General features: G+C 58.2%; 24 protein-coding genes and 2 pseudogenes. 17 read left to right on the forward strand and 9 right to left on the reverse strand.

What is annotated here, in order from left to right; translation table 11 throughout:
• Positions 1-31 precede the first annotated feature (31 nt).
• Positions 32-1,684 carry a choline dehydrogenase gene (gene betA / locus QE408_RS12255; RefSeq protein ID WP_306931521.1) on the forward strand — a complete coding sequence of 551 codons (1,653 nt, stop codon included), beginning with the start codon at positions 32-34 and terminating at the stop codon, positions 1,682-1,684.
• Between the two features lie 111 nt (positions 1,685-1,795).
• Here the strand turns inward: betA and QE408_RS12260 are convergent, their stop codons facing one another.
• A complete protein-coding gene (locus QE408_RS12260; protein ID WP_306931522.1) occupies positions 1,796-2,095 on the reverse strand; it encodes a type II toxin-antitoxin system RelE/ParE family toxin in 300 nt (99 codons plus the stop codon).
• Complete coding sequence (locus QE408_RS12265; protein ID WP_306931523.1) at positions 2,092-2,373, reverse strand: YlcI/YnfO family protein; 282 nt, start codon at positions 2,371-2,373, stop codon at positions 2,092-2,094. The genes QE408_RS12260 and QE408_RS12265 overlap by 4 nt, the downstream gene beginning before the upstream one ends.
• Positions 2,374-2,505: 132 nt before the next feature.
• On the opposite strand from QE408_RS12265, the gene QE408_RS12270 reads away from it, so the two are divergent.
• On the forward strand, positions 2,506-3,915 hold the full coding sequence (locus QE408_RS12270; RefSeq protein WP_306931524.1) for a chloride channel protein: 1,410 nt from the start codon (positions 2,506-2,508) through the stop codon (positions 3,913-3,915).
• Here QE408_RS12270 and QE408_RS12275 read toward each other — a convergent pair.
• Positions 3,858-4,637, reverse strand: coding sequence for a DUF3750 domain-containing protein (locus QE408_RS12275; protein WP_306931525.1), 780 nt, complete (start codon positions 4,635-4,637; stop codon positions 3,858-3,860). The two genes, QE408_RS12270 and QE408_RS12275, sit on opposite strands and share 58 nt — an antisense overlap.
• A 74-nt stretch (positions 4,638-4,711) precedes the next feature.
• On the opposite strand from QE408_RS12275, the gene QE408_RS12280 reads away from it, so the two are divergent.
• A complete protein-coding gene (locus tag QE408_RS12280; protein WP_306931526.1) occupies positions 4,712-5,716 on the forward strand; it encodes an asparaginase in 1,005 nt (334 codons plus the stop codon).
• Positions 5,717-5,720: 4 nt separating this feature from the next.
• Here QE408_RS12280 and QE408_RS12285 read toward each other — a convergent pair whose 3' ends face one another.
• On the reverse strand, positions 5,721-6,380 hold the full coding sequence (locus tag QE408_RS12285; protein ID WP_306931527.1) for a glutathione S-transferase family protein: 660 nt from the start codon (positions 6,378-6,380) through the stop codon (positions 5,721-5,723).
• 486 nt (positions 6,381-6,866) lie between these two features.
• Between QE408_RS12285 and QE408_RS12290 the strand changes: the two genes are divergently transcribed.
• Positions 6,867-8,279: a sensor domain-containing protein gene (locus QE408_RS12290; protein ID WP_306934785.1), complete on the forward strand. Its 1,413-nt coding sequence runs from the start codon at positions 6,867-6,869 to the stop codon at positions 8,277-8,279.
• Between the two features lie 160 nt (positions 8,280-8,439).
• On the opposite strand, the gene QE408_RS12295 is transcribed toward QE408_RS12290, so the two are convergent.
• Positions 8,440-8,955, reverse strand: a complete 516-nt coding sequence (locus QE408_RS12295; RefSeq protein WP_306931528.1) for a MarR family winged helix-turn-helix transcriptional regulator — start codon at positions 8,953-8,955, stop codon at positions 8,440-8,442.
• Positions 8,956-9,065: 110 nt separating this feature from the next.
• Here QE408_RS12295 and QE408_RS12300 point away from each other — a divergent pair, with 110 nt between their 5' ends.
• From QE408_RS12300 to QE408_RS12325, 6 genes are all read left to right on the forward strand, one after another.
• Positions 9,066-10,586: an MDR family MFS transporter gene (locus tag QE408_RS12300; RefSeq protein WP_306931529.1), complete on the forward strand. Its 1,521-nt coding sequence runs from the start codon at positions 9,066-9,068 to the stop codon at positions 10,584-10,586.
• 210 nt (positions 10,587-10,796) lie between these two features.
• The gene (locus tag QE408_RS12305) at positions 10,797-11,807 is read left to right on the forward strand and encodes a ligase-associated DNA damage response exonuclease (protein ID WP_306931531.1); all 1,011 of its coding nucleotides are present in this window, start codon (positions 10,797-10,799) and stop codon (positions 11,805-11,807) included.
• 2 nt (positions 11,808-11,809) lie between these two features.
• Positions 11,810-13,435, forward strand: a complete 1,626-nt coding sequence (locus QE408_RS12310) for a cisplatin damage response ATP-dependent DNA ligase (RefSeq protein WP_306931534.1) — start codon at positions 11,810-11,812, stop codon at positions 13,433-13,435.
• 108 nt (positions 13,436-13,543) lie between these two features.
• Positions 13,544-14,467, forward strand: coding sequence for an alpha/beta hydrolase family protein (locus QE408_RS12315; RefSeq protein WP_306931535.1), 924 nt, complete (start codon positions 13,544-13,546; stop codon positions 14,465-14,467).
• Positions 14,468-14,587: 120 nt separating this feature from the next.
• On the forward strand, positions 14,588-15,472 hold the full coding sequence (locus QE408_RS12320) for a L,D-transpeptidase (protein ID WP_306931536.1): 885 nt from the start codon (positions 14,588-14,590) through the stop codon (positions 15,470-15,472).
• A 194-nt stretch (positions 15,473-15,666) separates the two neighbouring features.
• Entirely contained in the window at positions 15,667-16,404 is a 738-nt protein-coding gene (locus tag QE408_RS12325) for a L,D-transpeptidase (protein WP_373465545.1), read from the forward strand.
• Between the two features lie 148 nt (positions 16,405-16,552).
• Here the strand turns inward: QE408_RS12325 and QE408_RS12330 are convergent, their stop codons facing one another.
• Complete coding sequence (locus QE408_RS12330; protein WP_062425824.1) at positions 16,553-16,999, reverse strand: MarR family winged helix-turn-helix transcriptional regulator; 447 nt, start codon at positions 16,997-16,999, stop codon at positions 16,553-16,555.
• 354 nt (positions 17,000-17,353) lie between these two features.
• Between QE408_RS12330 and QE408_RS12335 the strand changes: the two genes are divergently transcribed.
• The 3 genes from QE408_RS12335 to QE408_RS12345 all read left to right on the forward strand — a co-directional run bounded on the left by QE408_RS12335 (position 17,354) and on the right by QE408_RS12345 (position 18,997).
• Positions 17,354-17,779: an organic hydroperoxide resistance protein gene (locus QE408_RS12335; RefSeq protein ID WP_062425823.1), complete on the forward strand. Its 426-nt coding sequence runs from the start codon at positions 17,354-17,356 to the stop codon at positions 17,777-17,779.
• Between the two features lie 110 nt (positions 17,780-17,889).
• Positions 17,890-18,273, forward strand: coding sequence for an MbcA/ParS/Xre antitoxin family protein (locus tag QE408_RS12340; protein WP_306931537.1), 384 nt, complete (start codon positions 17,890-17,892; stop codon positions 18,271-18,273).
• A complete protein-coding gene (locus QE408_RS12345; RefSeq protein WP_306931539.1) occupies positions 18,233-18,997 on the forward strand; it encodes an RES family NAD+ phosphorylase in 765 nt (254 codons plus the stop codon). Before QE408_RS12340 ends, QE408_RS12345 begins: the two co-directional genes overlap by 41 nt.
• A gap of 47 nt (positions 18,998-19,044) precedes the next feature.
• Here the strand turns inward: QE408_RS12345 and QE408_RS22995 are convergent.
• Positions 19,045-19,146: pseudogene (locus tag QE408_RS22995) on the reverse strand (GNAT family N-acetyltransferase); the annotation flags it as partial.
• 87 nt (positions 19,147-19,233) lie between these two features.
• Positions 19,234-20,799, reverse strand: coding sequence for a helicase HerA-like C-terminal domain-containing protein (locus QE408_RS12350; RefSeq protein ID WP_306931542.1), 1,566 nt, complete (start codon positions 20,797-20,799; stop codon positions 19,234-19,236).
• Positions 20,800-21,013: 214 nt separating this feature from the next.
• Here QE408_RS12350 and QE408_RS12355 point away from each other — a divergent pair, with 214 nt between their 5' ends.
• Positions 21,014-21,406 carry a DUF937 domain-containing protein gene (locus QE408_RS12355; protein ID WP_062438236.1) on the forward strand — a complete coding sequence of 131 codons (393 nt, stop codon included), beginning with the start codon at positions 21,014-21,016 and terminating at the stop codon, positions 21,404-21,406.
• Between the two features lie 54 nt (positions 21,407-21,460).
• On the opposite strand, the pseudogene QE408_RS12360 reads toward QE408_RS12355, so the two are convergent.
• Positions 21,461-21,887: pseudogene (locus QE408_RS12360) on the reverse strand (winged helix-turn-helix transcriptional regulator).
• Between the two features lie 103 nt (positions 21,888-21,990).
• Here QE408_RS12360 and QE408_RS12365 point away from each other — a divergent pair.
• The 3 genes from QE408_RS12365 (at position 21,991) to QE408_RS12375 (ending at position 24,284) form a co-directional block, all read left to right on the forward strand.
• The gene (locus QE408_RS12365; protein ID WP_306931545.1) at positions 21,991-22,749 is read left to right on the forward strand and encodes an SDR family oxidoreductase; all 759 of its coding nucleotides are present in this window, start codon (positions 21,991-21,993) and stop codon (positions 22,747-22,749) included.
• Positions 22,750-22,798: 49 nt separating this feature from the next.
• Positions 22,799-23,596 (forward strand): helix-turn-helix domain-containing protein, encoded by a 798-nt coding sequence (locus QE408_RS12370; protein WP_306931546.1) that lies wholly within the window; start codon positions 22,799-22,801, stop codon positions 23,594-23,596.
• A gap of 76 nt (positions 23,597-23,672) precedes the next feature.
• Positions 23,673-24,284 (forward strand): LysE family translocator, encoded by a 612-nt coding sequence (locus QE408_RS12375; protein WP_306931547.1) that lies wholly within the window; start codon positions 23,673-23,675, stop codon positions 24,282-24,284.

Raw genomic sequence — 24,284 nt, forward strand, 5'->3', positions numbered from 1 at the left:
GCGGGCAATTAACACCAAAAGAGATAAGCTGATGCAACAGGCAGATTTCGTCATTGTCGGTTCCGGGTCCGCTGGCTCAGCCATGGCCTATCGCCTGTCGGAAGATGGCAAGTATTCTGTCATCGTCATCGAGGCGGGCGGATCGGATTACGGACCCTTCATCCAGATGCCCGCAGCGCTCGCCTGGCCGATGAGCATGAAGCGCTACAATTGGGGTTATCTCTCCGAGCCAGAGCCGAACCTCAACAATCGTCGCATCACCGCCCCCCGGGGGAAGGTCATCGGCGGCTCGTCCTCCATCAACGGACTTGTCTATGTCCGCGGTCACGCGGAGGACTTCAACCGCTGGGAAGAACGCGGTGCGCAGGGCTGGGCCTATGCGGATGTGCTGCCTTACTTCAAGCGCATGGAACATAGCCACGGCGGTGAGCAAGGCTGGCGCGGCACGGACGGGCCGCTGCATGTACAGCGTGGTCCGGTGAAGAATCCTCTGTTCCATGCCTTCATTCAGGCAGGCGCACAGGCCGGGTTTGAACTGACAGACGACTATAACGGTTCGAAGCAGGAGGGCTTCGGCCTGATGGAGCAGACGATCCACGACGGTCGTCGCTGGTCCGCGGCAAACGCGTATCTGAGGCCGGCTCTGAAGCGCGCTAATGTCACGCTCGTGCACGGCTTTGCGCGTAAGATCGTGATCGACAATGGCCGCGCGACAGGCGTCGAGATTGAACGCAAGGGTGCCGTCGAGACGATACGCGCAAACCGTGAAGTGATCGTTGCCGCCTCGTCCTTCAACTCGCCGAAACTCCTGATGCTCTCCGGCATCGGTCCGGCGCAGCATTTGCAGGACATGGGTATCGAGGTGAAAGTGGACCGCCCGGGCGTTGGCGCCAATCTGCAGGACCATATGGAATTCTACTTCCAGCAGGTCTCGACCAAGCCCGTATCGCTCTATTCATGGCTTCCTTGGTTCTGGCAGGGCGTGGCGGGTGCGCAGTGGCTGATGACCAAGGGCGGGCTTGGTGCCTCCAACCAGTTCGAGGCCTGCGCCTTCCTGCGCTCCGCACCAGGATTGAAGCAGCCGGATATCCAGTTTCATTTCCTCCCCGTCGCCATTTCCTACGACGGCAAGGCCGCCGCCAAGAGCCATGGCTTCCAGGTGCATGTCGGCTACAACCTGTCGAAATCCCGCGGCGACGTTAAGCTTCGATCGTCCGATCCGAAGGACGACCCGGTGATCCGCTTCAACTATATGAGCCACGCAGAAGACTGGGAGAAATTCCGCCATTGCGTGCGCCTCACGCGCGAGATTTTCGGCCAGAAAGCCTTCGACGAGTTCCGCGGTCCTGAAATCCAGCCGGGCGAAAATGTTCAGTCCGATGCGGAGATCGACGCCTTCCTGCGTGAGCATCTGGAAAGCGCCTACCACCCCTGCGGCACCTGCCGGATGGGCGCCAAGGACGATCCTCTGGCCGTTGTCGATCCGGAATGCCGCGTCATTGGGGTCGATGGCCTGCGCGTGGCGGATAGTTCGATCTTCCCGCATGTGACCTATGGCAATCTCAACGCACCGTCGATCATGACAGGAGAAAAAGCGGCCGATCATATTCTTGGCCGACAGCCCTTGCCGCGCTCCAATCAGGAGCCTTGGGTCAATCCGCGTGCAGCGGTCAGCGATCGCTAGGGCGGCGCGCGTCCTTTTGGACGCACTAAGGACATCTGTCTCTCTGAAACTACGCATCGTGCTTTTCCAAAAATCGACCCCGATTTTCGGAAAAGCACGATGTTGTAGGTGTCAATGATAGTCATCTTCGCGCTGGTGGCGAACAGCGGCTATCGTGACGGTTTCGGGACCGTCGATGCGAAAGAGAACCACATAACCAGATGAGCCGAAAGGAACGAGCAGCTCGCGCATGGTACTCGTTCCTCCTGCCGCACGGCGGCAGCTGAATGGAAAATCGACCAATATACCCAGTCCGGCTCGTATTGCCTTTAAGGCTCTTTCGGCAGTCTCGATGTCGTAGTCGATGAGGTAATCGTAAATGCGGTCAAAGTCTTCTAGCGCTTCGGCGGTGTAACGGAGTGCATAGGTCATTTTTGCTTGGACGCTTTTGCCACCTTAGCCGCCTCAAGTTTCTGCTGCATCGAAGATAACACGTCATCGGTCGTGTAATACAGGCCTGTGCGTTCGGCCTGCTCCAGAGACGCCAGCCCCCTGGCGATGAATTCAGCCTGCGATTTGCGGATTTCCACCTGCTTGCGCACGGCCTCTTCGATAAAGCCGGACAGCGTTTCACCCTCTCTTAGAACGCTTTCTGCTTTTTCTCTAAATTCCGGCTCGACCCGAAGGGGTGGCAAGGTCGCGGTTTTCATCGGATTGCCTCCTGCATTGCAATTGCGATACGTAGATTTGCACCTTTGCGCGGCATTTGTCAAAGACATGGTTGCAATCGAAGCGCCCTGGTCCGATAAGAAATCTTGCTATTTGAATTGCAGAAACACGCCATGCCCGCCACGTACAAAAAAATGAAGATGGTCCGCCGCTCTCGCGTCATGTGGGGATCTTGGCGTATCTGGAAGCCCAGAGCCGTCTTCTGGCTCGGTGCCATCGCGGTAGGGCTGATCAGTGTTGCCTTCGCCAAGGCTGCGGACTGGGCGCAGCACGTTTTTGCCGCCACGACATCGTCTGGCGAATGGGCATACCTTCTGCCCCTCATTATCACGCCACTCGGCTTCGTCATCTGCGCCTGGTTGGCAATGGTGGTGTTTCCCAATTCCGGCGGAAGTGGCATTCCGCAAGCCATCGCCGCGCGTCATTTTCACGATGATGCGGACCGTTCGAGACTTTTGTCGATCAAGCTTGCCGTTGGCAAGATCGTGCTGACCGTCGTCGGCCTGATGTCCGGCGCATCCATTGGGCGCGAGGGGCCAACGGTGCAGGTCGGTGCCTCGATCATGCTTCTGGCAGCGCGGGTGGGCGGCATGGCGCAGGCGAGTGGGCTGATCCTTGCCGGATCGGCCGCGGGGATTGCTGCGGCCTTCAATACGCCACTCGCCGGCATCGTCTTTGCCATTGAGGAGATGAGCCGCTCCTATCAGTCCCGCGCCAACGGCCTCGTGCTGACGGCTGTCATCCTTTCCGGTCTCGCCTCTCTCGGACTTGTTGGCAGCTACACCTATTTCGGCACCAGCACAGTGGTGATGCAGACGGGGAAGGACTGGAGTCTTGTCCTGCTTTGTGGCATCGGTGGCGGCTTCCTCGGCGCCATCTTTAGCGCTGGCGCTCTGCGCGCCTCACAACGCATTCGTCGCTGGGCACATACGGTTCCGCTCAAGCGCATGCTGATTGTCGCAGCGGTCTGCGGCATGGCTTCAGCCGTCATAGGCATCGTGAGCGGTGGCGCGACCTTCGGGACAGGCTATGAGCAGGCGCGGGCGGCGGTAGAGGGTGAAGCTGCACCGATGCTGTTCTTTGCCGAAAAGCTGATGACGACATTTCTCGCCATGCTGTCGGGCATTCCTGGCGGCATATTCGCGCCTTCGCTCTCCGTCGGTGCGGGCTTCGGCAGTACGGTGTCCTCCCTTCTGGGCACCAGCATCGCGCTTGGCGCTATCCTTGGCATGGCGGGCTATTTCGCCGGTGTCGTTCAGGCGCCGATGACGGCTTTTGTCATTATTCTGGAAATGACCGGCAATCATGATGGAGTCATCGCCATCATGGCCGCGTCGATGCTGGGCTACCTGACCTCGCGGATGATTTCACCCGAGCCCCTCTACCATGGCCTGTCTCGCGTGTTCATTGCGCAGGGGATCAGGGCAAGGCGCGCGAGCGAAGCCGAGCATCATGAACGTGACGCTCACGCAGATTCCGGCTTGCGCTCCGGTGCCGGATCGAATGAGTTGACGCCGAAGTAACCGAGCCCTGGGATCTTGATGCCAGGGTTTTGAATATCGATGCCGGCGACGAGACCGAGGAAATTGATCTCGAAGCCGCTACGCACGCCGGCGGACAGTCCGAACAGCCCACCCAGCGAAACGCTGACATCCTTCCAATCGTCGGCAATATGGAAAAACGCGCCATTCGGCAGGTAGTCACGGCCGACAGCGTCCGGCGGCAGCACCGCGCCGAGTTCCGGCACGCTACGCAGCACATGGGCGATGAACGTATTGGAATTGGGGCCGGGGTAAATCCGGTAGCCCCCAGCCTTGGCGTAAGGGTAGTCGGCAATGACCTGCTGGATTTTCGGGATCAGCCTTTCGGCTTTCTCACCGTGCAATTCCAGAACCTTACGCGGCATATTGGAATACCAGTAGGCATCCGGCGCGTAGGCATTGCGGCGAATGGGCGAGCCCCAGCCGACCTTGTCGTAACGCTCATAGCTTGAAGCACCTTCCGGCTTCATCACGATCCAGGCATGGCTGGCAATCGACCCTTTGAAACCGCCGGTCATGGCCGAGTAGACATAGATCGCTGCGGGTTTGTCCACGGCTGCTTCGGGCAGAATGCCTGCGGAAGACCACCGTGCATTGCGGTAGCCGGTCGGATGTTCCTTCATTGCCCAGAGACCCGCGGAGGCGAGGGCAGGCAAGAGATAGACGAGAAAGACGACGGCCAGAAACCGCTTGGCAAATTTCAATGGAGTGCCCCGTGCATGATGCGACCAATAGGGTTAGATAGGGATCGCATTTCGAACTTTTTGAGGCCAGCACCATGCACAACCCCGTTACCGTTGAAGTCACCCGCGGCAACCTCGTTGAGAGCCGTCACCGAGGCATGGCCGTTGTGGTGGACGGCGATGGCAAGGTTGTCTTCTCGGCAGGCGATGTAGAAAGCGCAGTCTTCCCCCGTTCCGCCTGCAAGGCCATGCAGGCGTTGTTCATGGTGGAAAGCGGGGCTGCGGACGCCTACGGTTTCGGCAACCGAGAGCTTGCGCTTTCCTGTGCATCCCATTCTGGTGAAGAAGCGCATGTGGAACTGGCGGCGTCTATGCTGGCACGCGCGGGGCATGATCTCAGCGCGCTGGAATGCGGCGCGCACTGGTCGATGGATCAGAAAGCACTCATCGGGCAGGCGCGGAGCATGGAGAAGCCGACAGCGCTGCACAACAACTGTTCCGGCAAACATTCCGGTTTCATCTGTGCCTGTAGCCATAACGGTATCGAGACGAGAGGTTATGTCAATGCCGGGCACCAATTGCAGCGCGAAATCCGCGCCACGATGGAAAGCCTGACGGGTGTCGCGATTGCCGAAGACAGTTGCGGTATCGATGGATGCTCCATCCCGGCCTATGCCGTGCCGTTAAAATCGCTGGCGCAGGGCTTTGCCAAGATGGCGACCGGAAAAGGGCTTGAGCCGGCTCGCGCTCAGGCGTCACGCCGCTTGATTGAAGCCTGCATGGCCGAACCCTTTTACGTTGCCGGCACTGGCCGTACCTGCACCAAGCTGATGGAAATCGCCCCAGGCAGAATTTTTGCCAAGACTGGTGCCGAAGGGGTCTTTGTCGGCATTCTGCCGGAGAAGGGATTGGCAATCGCGGTGAAATGCGAAGATGGCACGACCCGCGCCGCAGAGGCAATGATTGCCGCTCTGTTAGCGCGTCACTTCGAAAAGAACAGCGTGGAAGAGCGCGCGCTCGACGCGATAGCGAACCGCTCCATGAAAAACTGGAACGGTATCCCCGTCGGCGACATCCGCGTGACCTCGGTCTTGTCCTGAACCCTTAAGCCGGTTCGGCCGCTCTCGCATCCCACATTTCCTTGAAGGCCGGGCGGGACTGGCAACGTTCCAACCAAGCCTTGACGGCAGGGTGTGCGTCGAACAGCGGCGCGTGCGCCTGCGCGTAGCGAACGACTTCAGCGGCGTTCAGATCGGCAACGGTAAAGCGGTTGCCCACCAGATACTCCTTGTTCGCCAAGTGCTGCTCGAGCACGCGGAAGGGGCGGCGCAACATGCGCGCTGCCACTTCGATCACGGCTTTGCCGGTATCGCTGTCGGCCAATCCTTCGGCGAAGGTCGAGGAAATCTTCAGAGCGTTTGTCTCGATTTCCGTGGCGGCAAAAAAAGACCACTGCATCATATGGGCATCTTCCGCGGCATCTTTCGGCGCGACGGATGTGCCGTATTTGCGCGCCAGATAAAGGTTGATCGCCATGGATTCGTAAAGGACCATGCCGTCATCGTCGATGCAGGGGATAGTGCCCATCGGGTTGATGGCTAGATAGGAAGGCGTCAGCGTGTTGATTGGCGCATCGGCCGCCACAGGATCGGCCAGACGCCGGGCCTGGATGACCGGCACATGTTCGAACGCGATATCCAATTCCCGTGCAAGCCATAATGTACGCGTGGCCCGGGAACGATAGACGCCGTAAATAGTCAGCATTGCAAGCATCTCCGATTTGCCAGATGAAACCAAAGCATGTCGCACAAAAGTGGGCAGGGGTTTTGCCATAACGACATGCGATAAAACAAAGACCTAAAGCATAAGGAGCGAATCTGAAAGATCGCGGCGCGCTTTAGGGTCATTCCTTCGAAGCCTGCGCCTTTGTTGCGTTCTGAGATGGCCGATGCGGACAAGGCTCCGCGAGACCCAGTCCCGATAACGGAAAACAAGTAGCGCGGTAATGTCTTGGTAGTAATAGTATCATGAAAAAGACGTGTCATCGGCGCCAGGGCGTAGCAATGGGGTTTGTTAATTCAGTATAAGCAACTTCTCTGTAGCTTAAGCCTGTTGCTATCCGGCGAGGCTGCATTGAAGTTCGATCAAGCAGCAGCACCGGGCTTAAGATTTTTCATGGAGCCTTTAGAAATGCGTGAGCAAAACGGTCCGACCCCGTCAAGATCACAAGCGCCATTCATCGGAACGATGATGCAGGATGTGCTGAGGCACAAAGTGACATTTTTGCTCGATAATATTCCTGAGATCGTTTTCATAAAGGATTGCGCAGGTCGGTATGAGTACATGAACGCTGCGGCACTTGCCTCCTTGGGTTATGAGCGGAATTTCCTTGAAGGCCGGACTTTGACGATTTTCGATCTGGCTCCAATGCAAGTCGCCGAGTGTATCGATCGGCTGGATCGCCGCATCCTCAGAGGCAATATCGATATCTTCGATGCTGAAGAGCCGATGGTGGCCGTTGACGGAACGACACATTGGTACTCGGGAACGCGGATCATCCTACGGGATGAGACCGGTATGGCTGTAGGACTTGCCGGGATCTCTCGCGAGATCACCTTTACAAAGCGGCAGGAAACGATGCGAAGAAGCCATGCATCATTGCTGGAAATGATCGTCAAAGGGGAGCCGCTGAAGGATATTCTTTCGGCGGTGGTAAGTGAGGTGGAGGGTCTGCTAGACAATGTTTGCGGATCGGTTCTTCTGCTGGATGAGAAGACCGCTTTGCTGCGCAATGGTGCGTCGCCATCGTTGCCGCCACAATATGTCTCCGCGGTAGATGGTGTTCCGGTAGGGCCAAACAACGGCTCCTGCGGCACGGCTGCCTTCCGCAGGATGCCCGTCTACGTCAGTGACATTTTTGAAAACCCGCTTTGGTCCGGTTATACTAGCGTGGTTGAGCCACACGGTCTTCGCTCGTGCTGGTCTACACCAATCTTTGGCAACAATGATGTCTTGCTGGGCACATTCGCGCTCTATTCCAAATCGGTCCGGATGCCGACCGAAGTGGAAAAAGAGATTATCGATATGGCGACAAACATTGCCGGGATTGCGATTGATCGCCGGCGTGCGGAAGAGCGTGTCCATTACATGGCGCATCATGATCCGCTGACCGGTCTTTCGAACCGCAATCTCTTCTGGGGGCAGTTCCGCCGAGCCCTACACGAGGCGAAACGGGAAGATCGGCTGGTTGCTATCACCTATTTTGATGTCGATAAATTCAAGCAAATCAATGACATTTATGGGCACGCAGCGGGGGACGATGTTCTGCGAGCGATTGCCGAACGAATCACAAAAACCATCCGGGCGTCTGACACCGCTGTTCGTCTTGGTGGCGATGAATTTGCCGTCATCTTTAGCAATCCCAAGGGAGACGAAGCCGGTGTCCTGGCGCGCCTTGAGGAAATTCGGCAGGCTGCGCAGGAGCCGATCGCTCTCTCCGCGGGTGCAATTACAGTCACGTGTTCCATGGGAACCGCTTTCTATCCCAATGACGGAAAGACCCCTGAGAGCCTTCTGGCCAAAGCCGACTTGGCGATGTACGAGGCAAAGAGGGCTGGTCGAAGCGCTGCGACGGACGACGCGCAAATCGAAAACGCCGCGTAGGCGCGAACTGCGCACGTCGCCTAATGCACGTCGCGATCTTTCAGCGACGCTCTTTAAGTTTCGAGATTTTGTTTTGTCGCGTGTCGGTAACGAAAAACCGCGGCACGCTGTTCGCGAGATGAATTAGTCAATCATATTTGAGGTGTCTGATATCGTTCATCTAAGGGCGTGCGTCTGGAGAGAGGCGTGTTTCGAAGCGCCCGATGAAGCGGTCGAAAAGCTCTGCGAAGGCGGCAACATCCTCTTTCGGCCAATCACTCACCACATCGCGGATGATGGCGATCTTGGCGTCATGCATATCTTCGAGGATACTCCGTCCGAGAGCGGTGACGGCAATCACGCTGCGTCTGCCATCTTCCTGCGACACATCCCTTTGCAACAGTCCGCGGCCGACCATATCGGAAACGAGACGACTTCCACGGGATGGGTCGAGCCGCATGCCCTCGGCAATCGAGCCGACTGTGGCGTTGCCTTGTGTCCGATTCACGACATCGAGAACATCAAGATGCGAGAGATCGAGCCCCGGCGCCAGCTTTGCAATCGCAGTACGGCCAATGACGCGACGACCGATCATGATGCGCATGCGTGTCATGGTATGGCTGATGTCCAGCACGTCGTCTTGCAATGACGCGTTCTTGTCTGCCCTGTCGGCGCGCCTGAGGATCTGATTGTTCATGTGCTGCCCTCGCTCCTTATCGAGCCAACCCTACATCAATTCTTCAAAAGATGCTATTGACATATATATGCTAAAAGCACATAAATTGACGCCTAACACGAGGCCTTTCCATGGATATGTCGGTGAACTCTGCGGCCCCTCTCGTGACGGAGCCCCGTCGCAGGCTGGTTGTCTTCCTTTTTCTGATGCTGGCCATGTTCATGGCAACGCTGGATAACCAGATCGTCTCTACGGCCTTGCCGACCATCGTGGGCGAGTTCGGTGCGCTTGAGCGCTTCGGCTGGGTAGGTTCTGCATACCTGCTGGCCACCAGTGCCGTGATGCCGGTCTATGGAAAGCTTGGCGATCTCTTTGGCCGCAAATATGTGATGATCTCCGCCGTCGTCATCTTTACTGTCGGTTCGCTTGCCTGCGGCCTGGCTTGGTCGATGGACTCGCTGATCGCCGCCCGCGTTCTACAGGGCCTTGGCGGCGGCGGCATCATGGTGTCGATCTTCTCCGTCAATGCCGATCTCTTTGCGCCGCGTGAACGCGCCCGTTATCAGAGTTATTCGAGCCTCGTCATCATGGCGTCCGGCAGTGTCGGACCGATCCTCGGCGGCACGATGAGCGATCTTTTCGGCTGGCGCTCCATCTTTCTCATCAACCTGCCCATCGGCATCGTCGTCCTGTTGGGTCTGGCATTCCTGCTACCCTATCGTCGACCGGACCGTCAGCCGAAGATCGATTACATTGGTGCGGTTTTGTTGGCCGCCGCAATTTCCAGCGTCGTGCTCTGGGCCGACAGTGCTGAACTCTTCGGCTCACTGATTGCCTGGCAAAGCCTCGCCATCCTCGTATTTGCCGTCGTCTGCGGCACGCTCTGGGTGCAGGTGGAGAAGCGCGCGCCTGAACCGATCGTGCCGCTGCGACTGTTCAAGGATTCGACCTTTCCTCTGCTGATGATCATTTCGCTGGTCAGCGGGGGTCTCGGTATCGGTATGGTCAACTACTACGCACTCTTCCTCCAGACAACGACAGGGCTTTCGCCTTCGGAAGCCGGCCTCTTCTTCATCGCCGTCACCGGTGGCATCGTCATGGGTTCGCTGACGGCGGGCCGGCTGATTTCGAAGACGGGCAGCTACAAGCCGTTCTCGATCATCAGTCTGTCGATTGCGGTCATCGCCATGCTCTCGCTTTCGCAGGTCCACGCCGGCACACCCTTGGCGATCATTGCGGGGCTATTGCTGTTGCAGGGGCTTGGCGTAGGCCTTGGCCAGCAGGCGCCGATCATTGGCGTCCAGAATTCCGCGGCCAAAGCCGATGTCGGCGCGGCGAGCGGGGCGGTGACCCTGACGCGCATGGGAGGTGCAGCTCTTGCCATCTCCATTTATGGCGCGGTCATATCGTCAAGCTTGAAGGGAACCGGTGCCGATATCCCCGGCGTTGGCCGCATTCAGGATTTGACGCCCAAGATGCTGGCTCAATTGCCTGCCGCCTCTCAACACGCTGTGGCCGATCTCTATGCCGCCGCCTTCACACCGCTGTTTCTTGTCGCGTCGGCGACGGCAGTGATCGGTCTTATCGCTGCGGTGATGCTCAAGAACGTCCGTTTGCCGGTTGCTGCAGAGAAGCCGAAGCCTCAGGATTGAGGCGAGAGTAGGGTATAGCGTGATCATCGGTCGACCGCATGATTGTTACGGCGATTGGTGTCTGCACACAGGGCAGGGCTAGGTCGAAATTAAAAAAAGCGCTCACCGGCCGTGCCTCGATGTTTCCAGAATGAACCTTATTCCGCACGGTTCGTTTTGTCTTGCGCAAGACGTTTTGAAGAATCGTAAATTCCGGTCGATCCCGACGCCATGAAACCAGAAAAACTGCTCAGCCCGACACCGAAAGGGCTTTACTGCCCAGTGGGTGACTTTTACATCGACCCGGTAAAGCCGGTGCCGAAGGCGTTGATCACCCATGGTCACTCTGATCACGCACGGGCAGGGCACGAGAAGGTATTGGCGACGCGCCAGACGCTCGACATCATGCGTTTGCGTTACGGCGAAGATTTTACCGTCAGCGAACAGGCGATCGGTTTCGGAGAGACGGCGCAAGTCAACGGCGTTACCGTCGGTTTTCATCCTGCCGGACATGTGCTCGGCTCCGCCCAGATCTCCATCGAATATGATGGCCTGCGCATCGTCGCGTCCGGCGACTACAAACGCGGCGTCGATCCGACCTGCGCACCCTTCGAGCCGGTCGCCTGCGATGTCTTCATCACCGAGGCCACCTTCGCGCTTCCGGTTTTTCACCATCCCGCACCAGCACGCGAAATTGCCAAGCTTTTGACCTCTATACGCCAGTTCCCCGAACGCACCCATCTCGTCGGTGCCTATTCGCTTGGCAAGGCGCAGCGCGTTCTTCGGCTCTTGCGCGACAACGGTTATTCGGGGCCGGTCTATATTCATGGCGCTCTGGCAAAGCTCTGTGATTACTACGTTTCACAAGGAATCGATCTCGGAGACATCCGCCCTGCGACATTGGAGAAAAGCAATCCGGCGCAGTTCAAAGGTGCGATCGTGGTAGGCCCGCCCTCGGCATTTCAGGAGCGTTGGGCGCGTCGCTTCAACGAACCGCTGATCGCCTTTGCTTCGGGCTGGATGATGGTGCGCCAGCGTGCCAAACAGGGCGGTGTCGAATTGCCGCTGGTGATTTCCGATCACTGCGACTGGCCGGAACTGCTGGAGACCATCAAGGAGGTCGCGCCGTCTGAGGTTTGGGTCACCCATGGCCGTGAGGAGGCGCTGGTGCGCTGGTGCGAGCTTCAGGGCATTCCGGCGCGTCCGCTCCATCTCGTCGGCTATGAAGATGAGGGGGATTGAGCGTGAAAGCCTTTGCGACCCTTCTCGACCGCCTTGTTCTGACACCGTCCAGAAACGGCAAGCTGAAGCTTCTCACAGACTATTTTCGTGAAACGCCAGATCCTGATCGCGGCTACGGGCTTGCGGCAATCGCCGGAACGCTGGACCTGAAAAGCGTCAAGCCTGCCTTGCTTCGAGAACTGGTTCTGGAGCGCATGGATGAGGTGCTCTTTCGCTATTCCTACGACTATGTCGGCGATCTGGCCGAAACGATTTCGCTGGTTTGGGATACAAGCCAGAACGCCGATCTGCCCCATGCAAGCGATCCGAGCCTCGGCGAAGTCGTGCGCAAGATCAACGCGCTCGGCAAGACGGAAGTGCGCGGCGCAGTGCGAGAGCTTCTGGATCGGCTGGATACATCTTCGCGCTTCGCCTTCCTGAAGCTCGTCACCGGTGGTTTGCGCATCGGGGTCTCTGCGCGTCTTGCCCGGCAGGCGCTTGCGGACTTCGCTGGCAAGGACATTACCGAGATCGAAACGCTCTGGCATGGTCTGGAGCCGCCCTATGAGCCGCTCTTTGCCTGGCTGGAGGGAAAGACCGGCCGGCCTCTTTTGGCAACACCCGCAATTTTTCATTCCGTCATGCTGTCCACGCCGGTCGGCGACAATGATCTCGCCAATCTCGATCCGCAGGATTTTGCAGCCGAATGGAAATGGGATGGGATCCGCGTTCAGCTCTCCCGCGCTGGCGATACCCGCAAGCTCTACTCGCGGTCCGGAGACGATATTTCAGGCGCGTTTCCAGATATTCTCGAAGCCGCTAATTTCGATGGTGTCATTGATGGCGAGCTTCTTATCGGTGGCACGGCGCGCTCCAACAGCGCCACGCGAACCTTTTCAGACCTTCAGCAGCGTCTGAACCGCAAGACGGTAACGGGCCGGATGATGGAAGAATACCCTGCCTTCATCCGCGCCTACGACCTGTTATTCAAGGGCGACGAGGATATTCGAGGCGACACTTATCTGGAGCGGCGCAAGCATCTTACAGACCTGATCGAGACGGCGCCACATGACCGCTTCGATCTGTCGCCACTGGTACCTTTCTCGAACTGGCAGGAACTTGACGATCTCCGCAAGGCACCGCCCGATCCCGTGATCGAGGGCGTGATGATCAAGCGCAAGGACAGCGCTTACCAGGCGGGACGCGCCAAGGGTCCTTGGTTCAAATGGAAGCGAGATCCGTTCAATATCGATGCGGTGATGATGTATGCGCAGCGTGGTCACGGAAAGCGCTCCAGCTACTATTCCGATTTCACCTTCGGCGTTTGGGCGGAAGGTGAGGGTGGCGAGCAACTGGTCCCTGTGGGCAAGGCCTATTTCGGCTTCACCGATGCCGAACTTGAGGTTTTGGACAAGTTCGTGCGTGACAACACCGTCGAACGCTTCGGTCCCGTCCGGGCTGTCCGCGCCACGCCATCCTTCGGCTTCGTGCTTGAAGTTGCCTTCGAAGGCATCAATCGCTCGGCCCGCCATAAATCCGGCGTTGCGATGCGCTTTCCACGAATCGCGCGTTTGCGTGCAGACAAGCTCCCCTCGGAAGCCGACCGGCTTGCGACCCTAATGGCGATGGTCGATGAACGGGAAGGTTGAATGCAGGTGACCGCATTAAAGAGAAACATTAAGTAGACAATCGGAGATTCCGATGCTGAAGTTATGCTGTGCAACGCTGATCGGATATCCCGCATGACGGACAGGCGCATGGATAAGATTTCTCCCTTTTCTCCCACACGTCGTGCTCTGCTGGCGGGAACATTTGGTCTTGGCGCAACAGCTCTGCTGCCAAGAGGCGCGCATTCAGAAGTGGACCAGCCGCCGGTTCTGCCGCTGGAGCGCGATGACTATGCCAAGGCGCGCGAGAGATTTCACACGCATCTCTTGCGCAAGATGTCTGCACCAGAAAAATCCGAGCCTTTGGGAACACCAGCCGGCGCCCGGCGCGTTACCTATCCGGGTGGCCCGAACGGCTCGATCGAGCTTGTTGCCTGGCTGTCGGAATATGTCCCGGAGAAGAAGCTCAAGCCTGCCGTTCTCTTCCTTCACGGTGGCAACGCCACGGGCGATGGGCACTGGGCACTGATGAAACCCTACTGGGAAGCAGGCTTTGTGGTGATGCTGCCATCCTTCCGCGGCGAGAACGGCCAGAAGGGTTACTACTCTGGTTTCTATGACGAGACGTCGGATGCGCTATCCGCGGCCGAATATCTGGAAAGCCTTCCCGGCATCGACAAAGATCGCTTCTTCCTGGCAGGTCATTCCAATGGCGGCACGCTTTCCCTTCTAGCCGCGATGACGCGAAAATTCCGCGCAGCGGTTCCGATCTCGGCGGGCGTGAACTCCTGGCGTTACTTCAACCGCTATTCCGATGAGTTGTGTTTCGACGAGACCAATCCGCAGGAGTTCATAATGCGCTCCTCGGTCTGTTTCGGTCACAGCCTTAAGTGCCCGACGCTATTGCTGCGCGGGACGGAAGAACGCCCGTTCGATGCCGACCACAGGCTTCTTGTCGAGCGCGCGATGGCCGTGGGTTCGAAGATCGACCACAGGTTGCTGCCCGGCACCCACAATGGCGTTGTGCCGCATGCCGTGGACGAGAGCATACGCTTCTTCAATAACTTTGTCTGAGGAAGCCGGTTTTGCGTGCAGGTCGCAGTGCACGCGCGGCCCTGTTAGCCTGATCTATCCAGCCTCGCGCCAGCCGCGCGAGTCATTGTGCCGTCAGTGATCTATCTCTGAAGCGGTTCGATGATTGTATTTGCCCTGAAGACCCTACGCCGATTTGCCTGCGTGTTGATGACGGCGCCGCTTCTCAGCGGCTGCCTGTTCATCACCGACACCAGCCGCATGAATGCCGATGTCTTTGTGCGAGAAACGGCGCCTGTCTTCAATTACAACAATGTCGGCTCGATCCCACGCGAGCCGCTTCCGCAGACGCCCGGCTCTATCAATAGCCGTCCGCCGGATCTCTTCCGCTCGCAGTTTCAGCAGCTTTACGGCCCGCCGACCACAGCACGCCCGGGATCGGCACTTTCGCCTGCCTATCGTGATCGCACGATGGGATACGGGCTGCCAGTCTCCAACCCGCTTCATCGCGCCATGTACGATGTGCTGTCGGATGAAGGCCACACACTGCCTGCCATTCCTTATAGCCGCATCGATCCGCGGTTTCTGCGCCAGGAGGTCAGCTACCAGACAGCAGAAGCGCCGGGCACGATCGTCGTCGATACCAGACAGCATTTTCTGTACCTGGTGCAGCCAGGCGGCAAAGCGGTCCGCTACGGTGTCGGGCTCGGACGATCCGGCTATGCCTGGGCGGGTCGTGGGACGATCCAGTGGAAGGCCAAATGGCCGCGCTGGACGCCGCCGGATGAAATGGTCCAGCGACAACCTGAGCTGGCGTCGATCTCGGCGGCGCGGGGCGGCATGGTTCCCGGTCTCAACAACCCGCTCGGTGCGCGGGCTCTTTACATTTTCAAGGACGGCAAGGACACGCTCTACCGCGTTCATGGGACGCCGGACTGGCAGTCAGTCGGCAAGGCAACCTCATCGGGTTGCGTGAGAATGCTCAATCAGGATGTGATCGATCTTTACGACCGCGTGCCGCAGGGCGCGCCGATTGTGGTGATGTGAACACGACGACCGGTAAAAGCATCCTGCCGGTGCGAATGTTGCAAGGCTGCAACTGGTTTTCAGTATGTCTTAACCACTATAGCAATAGCTGATGTATCGTGGAACAAACGACGTACGGCGAGATTGAAAGGCAGGCTCTGCACGCTTCGGTACAGTGCCTCCCTCTTCGCCTCCGATGTGAGAAAACCGGACTTATGATGAGCACCGACACAGATCTTTCAAGACGGACTTTCCTTTCCCTTCTGGGCCTTTCTTCCGCGTCGCTGTTGGCGGGTTGTGCATCTACCGGTGTCGCGCCCTATGACAGCACGCAGCCGCTGGGCTTTGCCGGTGGCGTTGCCAATGATTTCCGCCAGATGTTCTCCTCCGGAATCTCTGACGCTGAACTGGCGGTTATGTATGGCACGGTTGAGGATGGCGGTTTCGTTATCCCGGCAGTGCCGTATCAGAAAATCGATCGCCGCTATTACCGCCAGCGGGTCGTGGACCCGACAGGCGAGCGCCCGGGAACGGTCGTCGTCGATACGCGGTCGCGTTTCCTCTATGTGGTCGAGCCAGGTGGTACGGCGATGCGCTATGGCGTTGGCATCGGTCGCGAAGGCTTTGCCTGGTCGGGTGAGGGCGTTATCCAGTGGCGTCAGAAGTGGCCGAAGTGGACGCCGCCGGATGAAATGGTGGCGCGTCAGCCGGAACTGGTCAAATATTCCGCCAAGAATGGCGGCATGGAGCCCGGCCTGAAAAACCCGCTCGGCGCACGCGCGCTCTATATCTTTCAGAACGGCAAGGACACGCTTTATCGCCTGCATGGTTCTCCGGAGTGGAACTCCATCGGCAAGGCCGTCTCGTCCGGCTGCGTCCGCCTGATGAACCAGGACATCATCGACCTTTATGATCGCGTCCCGAACAAGGCGCGTGTGGTCGTCTGGCAGTAAGCCGGCTCGTTTCAATCATCCACCACCCTCGTGCTTTGGCTTTGAGGGTGGTGCAAACACATGCTTTTACAGCGCCAGCCCGCCACTCTCTTCCCCTATCGTGAGTGGCGAGAACGTTGCGTTGCGACGAGGGGCGGCGCGGTCGTCGTCATGCTCGCGCCAGATTGTCCTTTAGAGAATTTAGCCGATCCCGAATTTGCCCGAGTTCTTCAAGGCTGCATCCTGTCGCTTCGCCGATGGATCGCATGACGTGAACGGCCTTCTTCTTCATGTCCGCACCTTCCGGCGTCAGGCTGATCACGACCTGCCGCTCGTCCTGCTTGCCGCGTTTGCGGGTGATGAGGCCTGCCTGCTCCAGCCGTTTCAGGAGAGGGGATAGGGTACCTGAATCGAGGCCGAGCATTTCGCCGAGCGCCTTCACCGTGGCGTTGTCTTCCTCCCACAGCGCCATCATCACCAGATATTGCGGGTAGGTCAGGCCCAGCGGCTCCAACAACGGCTTATAGGCCCGCGTAAACGCATGGGCTGCGCCGTAAAGCGCGAAACATATCTGTACGTCCAGCCTTAAAAGGCCTTCCATTGTCCCGTCGTCCATTCGTGTGAGCTCCAAAATGCGCTGTTGAAGCGCCCTCCCGCTGCTCGGACAGCTGCCACCGAAACCGGTTTCACAAGAACAGGATCGACCGAGGCGCCGATCTCTTTGAGATCAAAGGCCTATGGTGTTGTCGCGTTCTGCGAAATTCCGTTCCGGCGAAGCAATTCCGCTCGTCAGGGAAGCGCTCTAGGGAACATTTTATCCCGTCACTCGGTTCCTGCTGCATGCGAAGGCCGAGCAAACTTATTAACCTTATCGCAGACCATAAAAATTTTTTCAATGCGCAAAATTGTATTGCGCGCAATTGAATTATGCACTACAAGATATCCAACGCAAACGAAGGGAGTACATGACATGCCAATTCTTTACACGACCAAGGCGACGGCAACCGGCGGCGGACGCGAGGGCAATTCCAAGACCGAAGACGGCGTTCTGGACGTTACTTTGACGGTTCCGAAGGAGCTCGGCGGTAACGGTGCCCACGGCACGAATCCAGAGCAGCTTTTCGCAACCGGTTATTCCGCCTGTTTCCTCGGCGCGCTGCGGGTTGTCGCTGGCAAGGAAAAGGTAAAGCTGCCTGATGATACGGCCGTGACCGCAAGCGTTGGCGTTGGCCCACGGGAAGACGGCGGCGGTTTCGGCATCGACGTGTCGCTCAAGGTCAACATTCCAGGCCTCGACAAGGCAACCGCGGAAGATCTCGTGAAAAAGGCACACATCGTTTGCCCCTATTCGCACGCTCTGCGGACCTCGACGGAAGTGCCTGTTTCCGTTGAATAAAGCTTTTGACCATTAAGACGGTGATATCTGCTCGAGCGGCCGGTTGCCCCCAACCGGCCGTTCTTGTTTTCTGAAAGAAATCCGTTATATTCTTTCTCAGGAAAGGATTGATGATGGATATCCAACTCAAGCCGACAGCGGAGTCCAAAGAGGGAAGGGTCGTTACGAAAGCCGCCGTCGCGGCGTCGGAAAAACTCGGCCTGACCGCAGCACGCCTTTCAGATATTCTCGGTATTTCCGCCCCCACCGTATCAAGGATGAAGAGGCAGGATTTTTGTTTGGAGCCTGGCAGCAAGCCGTTCGAACTTGCCGTGCTTTTGATCCGTGTCTTCCGCTCGCTCGACGCCATTGTCGGCGGGGATGACGCGGTTTCCCGTGCGTGGCTTCAAAACCACAATGATGCGCTTGCGGGCGTGCCCGCCGAAAAACTGACCTCCATCACCGGTTTGCTCGATGTCCTTTCTTACCTGGACGCCAGACGCGCTCCGCTCTGAAAGTTTTCCGTCCCAAGGGCGCTGGTGGCGTCTTGTCGAGGCGCAGCACCGCGTGTCGACCATGAAACTGGTCGATACCGTGGATGAGCAATCCCTGCTCGAAGATATTCTGGAAAGCAGCAAGCGGCGTTTTCCGCCGGAATGCGAGGGCCTGGATTATCTGCTTGCGACGCCATTTCGCTACGATTCTGCCTATCCTTATGGCTCTCGCTTTCGCCGGGCAGGTTTTACGAAGGGCGTTTATTATGCCGCCAGGAGGATAGAGACAGCGCTGGCCGAAATGGCTTTCTACCGCTTGCTGTTCTACGTCGAGTCACCAGCAACGCCCATGCCCGTCAACGCGGCGGAGTATACGGCCTTTGCCGCCGACATTCGGACAGATGCGGCAATCGATTTGACGAAGCCTGCGTTATCCCGCGATGCGGCTCTCTGGACCGACCTCAACGATTACGCAGCATGCCAGGCTTTGGCAGACACGGCGCGTGAGGCGGACGTTCAGGCGATCCTTTATCGCTCGGTGCGCGATCCTGAGAAAGGCAAGAATATCGCGCTGTTGTCGCCACTTGGCTTCAAGTCAAAGCGTCCGGTGGCCCGTTCCAGTTGGCGCATTCGCCTATCGAAAATGGGCATACAGGCCCTTTGCGAGCAGCCGGTTCAGCGTATCGGCTTTTCCCTCGGCGACTTTTCCGCTGATCCTCGGATTGCAAGACTGCTAAAGGTCTGAGTCCGACGCAGAGAGGCTTGTGTCGGTCATCGCGACGTCAACTCGTTTCAGTCGGTTTGCAGAATCGCGTAGATGAACTCGTCGCCCCACACCCTGTTGAAGCGATCATTCTGAATGAGATGGGCTTGTTTGCGCATCTCCAGCCGCTCGCAGTGAAGGCTTTGGCGATCTGGTGGCCGGACCGAGCTTGGACGCACGCTCCGGCATGTTTTCGGGGTGTCAGGGCGCGCGCGAAATTAGCGCCGCAGGCTCCCCAGGATGCCGCGAACCAGCGCACGTCCGACCGATGTCGCGACGGAACGGGCCGCACTTTTCATCGCGGCCTCGATCACCGTCTCACGCTGGTAGCCGCTGGAGCGTCTTCCTCCGCCGGTGGTTGATGCCTGTTTCGGTTCGTCGTCGCCAAAGCCAGGCAGCTTCCAGCGGCCCGCGGCACTGTCTGGCTGCTGGCTTGCCTGCTCTTCCGCCGCGCGCTTGGCAGCTTCCGCCTCGGCTGCCTTACGCGCGCGTTCGCCCAAAATTTCGAAGGCGGATTCGCGGTCGATATCCGTATCATAAAGACCGGCCACCGGGCTGGATGCCATGATGCTGCGACGTTCATCCTCCGTCACCGGACCGACGCGGCCGGACGGCGGACGCACCAGCGTGCGTTCCACGATGGAGGGCGCGCCCTTGTCCTGAAGGGTGGAAACCAGCGCCTCGCCGGTGCCGAGCGTGGTGATGGCTTCTGCCGTATTGAAGGCGGGGTTCTGGCGGAACGTGTCGGCGGCGGTTTTCACCGCTTTCTGCTCACGGGGCGTATAGGCGCGAAGCGCGTGCTGCACACGGTTGCCAAGCTGGGCTAGCACCGTTTCCGGCACATCAAGCGGATTTTGGGTGACGAAATAGACGCCAACGCCCTTGGACCGGATCAGGCGAACCACCTGTTCGACACGCTCGATCAGCACGCGCGGTGCGTCGTTGAAGAGAAGATGCGCTTCGTCGAAGAAGAAGACGAGCTTCGGCTTGGCTGGATCGCCCACTTCCGGTAGCTCTTCGAAGAGTTCGGAAAGCATCCACAACAGGAAGGTGCCGTAGAGGCGCGGGTTCATCATCAATTTGTCGGCGGCGAGAACCGAAATCACCCCGCGCCCGTCGTTGGTGGTGCGCATGATGTCGGCGATTTTCAACGCCGGCTCACCGAAGAAGTGCTGTGCACCCTGCTGCTCAAGCACAAGCAGACCGCGCTGCAATGAACCGACGGAGGACTTCGAAATCAGGCCGAACTGGCTGGAAAGCTCGCTTGCATGCTCGCCCATATAATTCAGCAGCGACTGCAAATCCTTGAGATCGAGGAGCGGCAGGCCACCCTGATCGGCAATCTTGAACGCGATATTGAGAACGCCTTCCTGCGCTTCCGAGGCATCCATCAGCCGTGCGAGAAGGAGAGGGCCCATCTCGGCGATCGTCGCGCGCACGCGATGGCCCTTTTCGCCATAGAGATCCCAGAAGATGACGGGAAACTGCTCGAAGGAGAGATCGGAAAAGCCGATTTGTTCGGCCCGTTTCGTCACCCAGTCTTTCGCCTCGCCGGGCTTGGCGATGCCGGACAGATCGCCTTTGATATCGGCGCAGAAAACCGGGACTCCAGCTTTGGCGAACCCTTCTGCCAACACCTGCAGGGAAACGGTCTTGCCCGTGCCGGTGGCGCCGGTGATCAGCCCGTGGCGATTGCCGAAACGAAGATCGAGATATTCGCCCTTGTTGAGGCTGTCGTCCGGGTTGCGGCTCGTGCCGATATAAAGCTTTCCGTCCTGCAGCATATGGCGATCCTTCCCAAGCTATCCGAGCAGCGGTGCCCCATTTTTAATTTCCGCCCTATACTTATAGGAACTGTTTTGGCCCTCAACAACTGTTTGATAAGGTTGAAAAGAGCAGATCGAAAAACCAGTGTTTCATTGGGCTGCGCGGTCTTGAGTCTATGTTTCAATTGTTTTACGTTGACGTGAACGTAATTTCGCATTCAGGAGGAAGTTTATGAGCGAAATCGTAACCCAGGTTGCAGATAGAGTGGGCATTGCGCCGGATAAGGCGGAAAAGGCTCTCGGCATGATGCTGGGTTTCCTCCAGCGCGAAGCCGATGACGCGGCCGTGGCCAAGATGATCGAATCGATCCCCGGCGCGCCGGATCTCGTCGCGCGTTTCAACGGCGAAGGTCAGGGCGGCGGTGGTCTGCTTGGCGGCTTGATGAGCGCCATCGGTGGCGGCGGCATCATGGGTCTTGGCCAGCAGCTGATGAGCCAGGGCCTCGGCATGGGTGAAATCTCCGCACTTGCCAAGACCACCATTTCGATTGCTCGCCAGCATGCCGGCGACGAAGTCGTGGACAAGGTGATCGCGTCCGTACCGGGCCTCAGCCAGTTCGCCTGATCGGCCAATTCTAAGCGCTTCCTTCAAGGAAGCGCTTGCATTATTTCAGGCCCATTATTTTAGGCGTGGGGATTGCTCTTCGAAGGCTTTCCGCGCCTTTTCTATGTCCGCATGATGCGTCTCCGCCCATATCCAGACGCCGCAGAACGCACTGCCCAAAAGTCGTGCCGAGATGGGTCAGGCTGTAATCCACATGCGGGGGGATGACCGGGTGCACGGTGCGTTTCACCAGCCCATCGCACTCCATCTGGCGCAACGTCTTGGTCAACATCTTCTGACTGATATCGCCGACAACCTTGCCGATCTGCGTGAAGCGCATCGTCCCATGCTCTTCCAGAGCTTCCAGGATCAACATCGTCCACTTGTCCGCCACCTTGGCGATGATGTCCTGAACCAGCGCTTCGATAACCGGATCCGTTTCATCCGGTGGCGGGTGATGGCGTTTGTCTTCTATGGCTGGATCGGCCAGATGCCTCTTCATTCAGACACTCTCCTTTTGGTAAGTATAAATCTTTTGGGTGCCTACTTTCGATTGGAGAGTATCGTAGCTAACTTGGTTTCATCCAACAAGAGAGGACAGCCAAATGAAGATGACAGGAAACACGATACTCATCACCGGCGGTGGTTCCGGTATTGGCCGCGCACTCGCCGAAGCCTTCCATGCGCTTGGCAACAAGGTCATCATTTCCGGTCGACGCCAGTCTGCGCTGGATGAAGTGACAAAAGCAAATCCCGGCATGGTATCGGCCGTGCTCGATGCGACAAAGGCGGAGAACATTCGGACCTTTGCCGAAACGCTGACGCGTGACCATCCCGAACTCAATGTCGTCATCAACAATGCCGGCATTATGAAGAACGAGGACATCGCCGCGGCCCCGGACTATCTCGATATTGCGGAGGAGACGATTGCCACCAATCTGCTCGCGCCGATCCGGTTGACCGCAGCTTTGCTTCCGCATTTTCTGCAAAAGGACAATGCTGCCGTCTTGACCGTCTCTTCTGGTCTCGCTTTCGTGCCGATGGTGGCGACCCCCACCTATAGCGCCACGAAGTCTGCCATCCATGCCTATTCGATGGCGCTGCGCGAGCAGTTGAAGGACACACCCGTCGATGTCATCGAGATCGCGCCACCTTATGTGCAGACGATGCTTCAGGGTGAAAAGCAGGCTAACGACGAGCGCGCCATGCCGCTCGATGCCTTCATCGCGGAAGTTATGGATATCCTGACGAACAGACCCGAAGAGAAGGAAGTGATCGTGGAGCGCTGCAAGCCATTGCGGTTCGCTGCCGAGAGCGGCAATTTCGATCAGGTCTTCGGCATGGTGAACAGCCTGCGTTCCTGAGCCTGACTGTCCGTGATAGGCTTGCGCTCCTGATAGGGGCGCAGGGTCTATGGCCAGACACCAGTTCACGATGCCGAAAACGACGATGCCAGGCGTGGCTGCGGTGATTGCTGATAGCGACCGCAGCTTTCCCCGTCACATGCATGATCAGTTCGGCATTGGTGTGATCGAACGGGGCGCGCAAAAATCGGCGAGCGGACGTGGGGTGGTCGAGGCTGAGGCGGGGCGCGTCATCACCGTCAATCCGGGTGAGGTGCATGACGGCATAGCGCTCAGCGAGCGTGGCCGGGCCTGGACGATGCTCTATCTCGATCCCGAAGTCGTCCATGCAGCATTGTCGGACATTCGCGAACACGATAACCGCGATTTCGAGTTCGTCTACCCTGTCGACCCGCGCCCCTTGGCCGATCGCTTTCGCGCAGTGTTTCAAACCATGATGTCGCAACGGTCTGCTCTACCGGGCGAGGAAGCTCTCCTCCTGCTGTTGTCTCAGATGCTTGAACGACCTCTTGCCATGCCGAAGCACGCTGCATCCGTTGCTCTTTCTCGCGTCAGGGAAATGGTGGATGAGGCACCGCAGATGCAGTTCAGCCTCGCCGAATTGGCGGCGGAAGCGGGCATGAGCCGCTTCCGATTTCTGCGTGCTTTCTCTTCGGTCACGGGGCTGACACCGCACAGCTATCTCATGCAGCGCCGCTTGCACATGGCGCGGCAAGCATTGGCAAAGGGCGATGCACCTGCCGAGGCGGCGTTGGCGTCCGGCTTTTGCGATCAGAGCCACTTGAACCGCGTCTTCGTTCGGCACTTCGGCACGACGCCCGCCGTCTACAGGCATGCGCTCTCCTGATCGAAACCTGCAATTTCATCCAAGACCGATATGTGGGATCGAAGCAGAGTAACACCTTCTTTCAAGGAAGGTCCTCATGACACTCGAATTTCTTCTCACATCGGCCATCGTCGTGGCCTCTCCTGGCACAGGCGTGGTGTACACGCTGGCAGCCGGTCTGACACAGGGGGCGCGCGCAAGCTTGATCGCCGCCTTCGGCTGCACGCTCGGCATCGTCCCGCATCTGCTGGCGGCAATTACCGGCCTTGCGGCGATCCTCCATGCGAGTGCTGCGGCATTCGCGCTCATCAAATATGCGGGCGTTATTTATCTGCTATACATGGCGTGGAACACGCTGAGAGAAAATGGCGCTCTGCGGGTCGATGAAACACAGCCCGCAAGAACGCCGGGCCGCGTCGTGATCGAGGCCATCCTCATCAACCTTTTGAATCCAAAACTCTCGATCTTCTTCTTCGCCTTCCTGCCGCAATTCGTCGCGGCAGACTCGTCGTCATCGGCCCGCGAAATGGCCTCGCTCGGCCTCGTCTTCATGGCGATGACATTTGTGATTTTCGCGGCCTATGGCTGCTTTGCCGCTTCTGTCCGGCGCCAGATTGTTTCGCGGCCTTCCGTACTGGTCTGGCTGCGGCGAAGTTTCGCCGCAGCCTTCGTTGCGCTTGGCCTGAAACTGGCCTTCGTGCAGCGTTGA

Origin of the sequence: Agrobacterium larrymoorei, assembly GCF_030819275.1 — a bacterium.
Lineage (GTDB): Bacteria > Pseudomonadota > Alphaproteobacteria > Rhizobiales > Rhizobiaceae > Agrobacterium > Agrobacterium larrymoorei_B.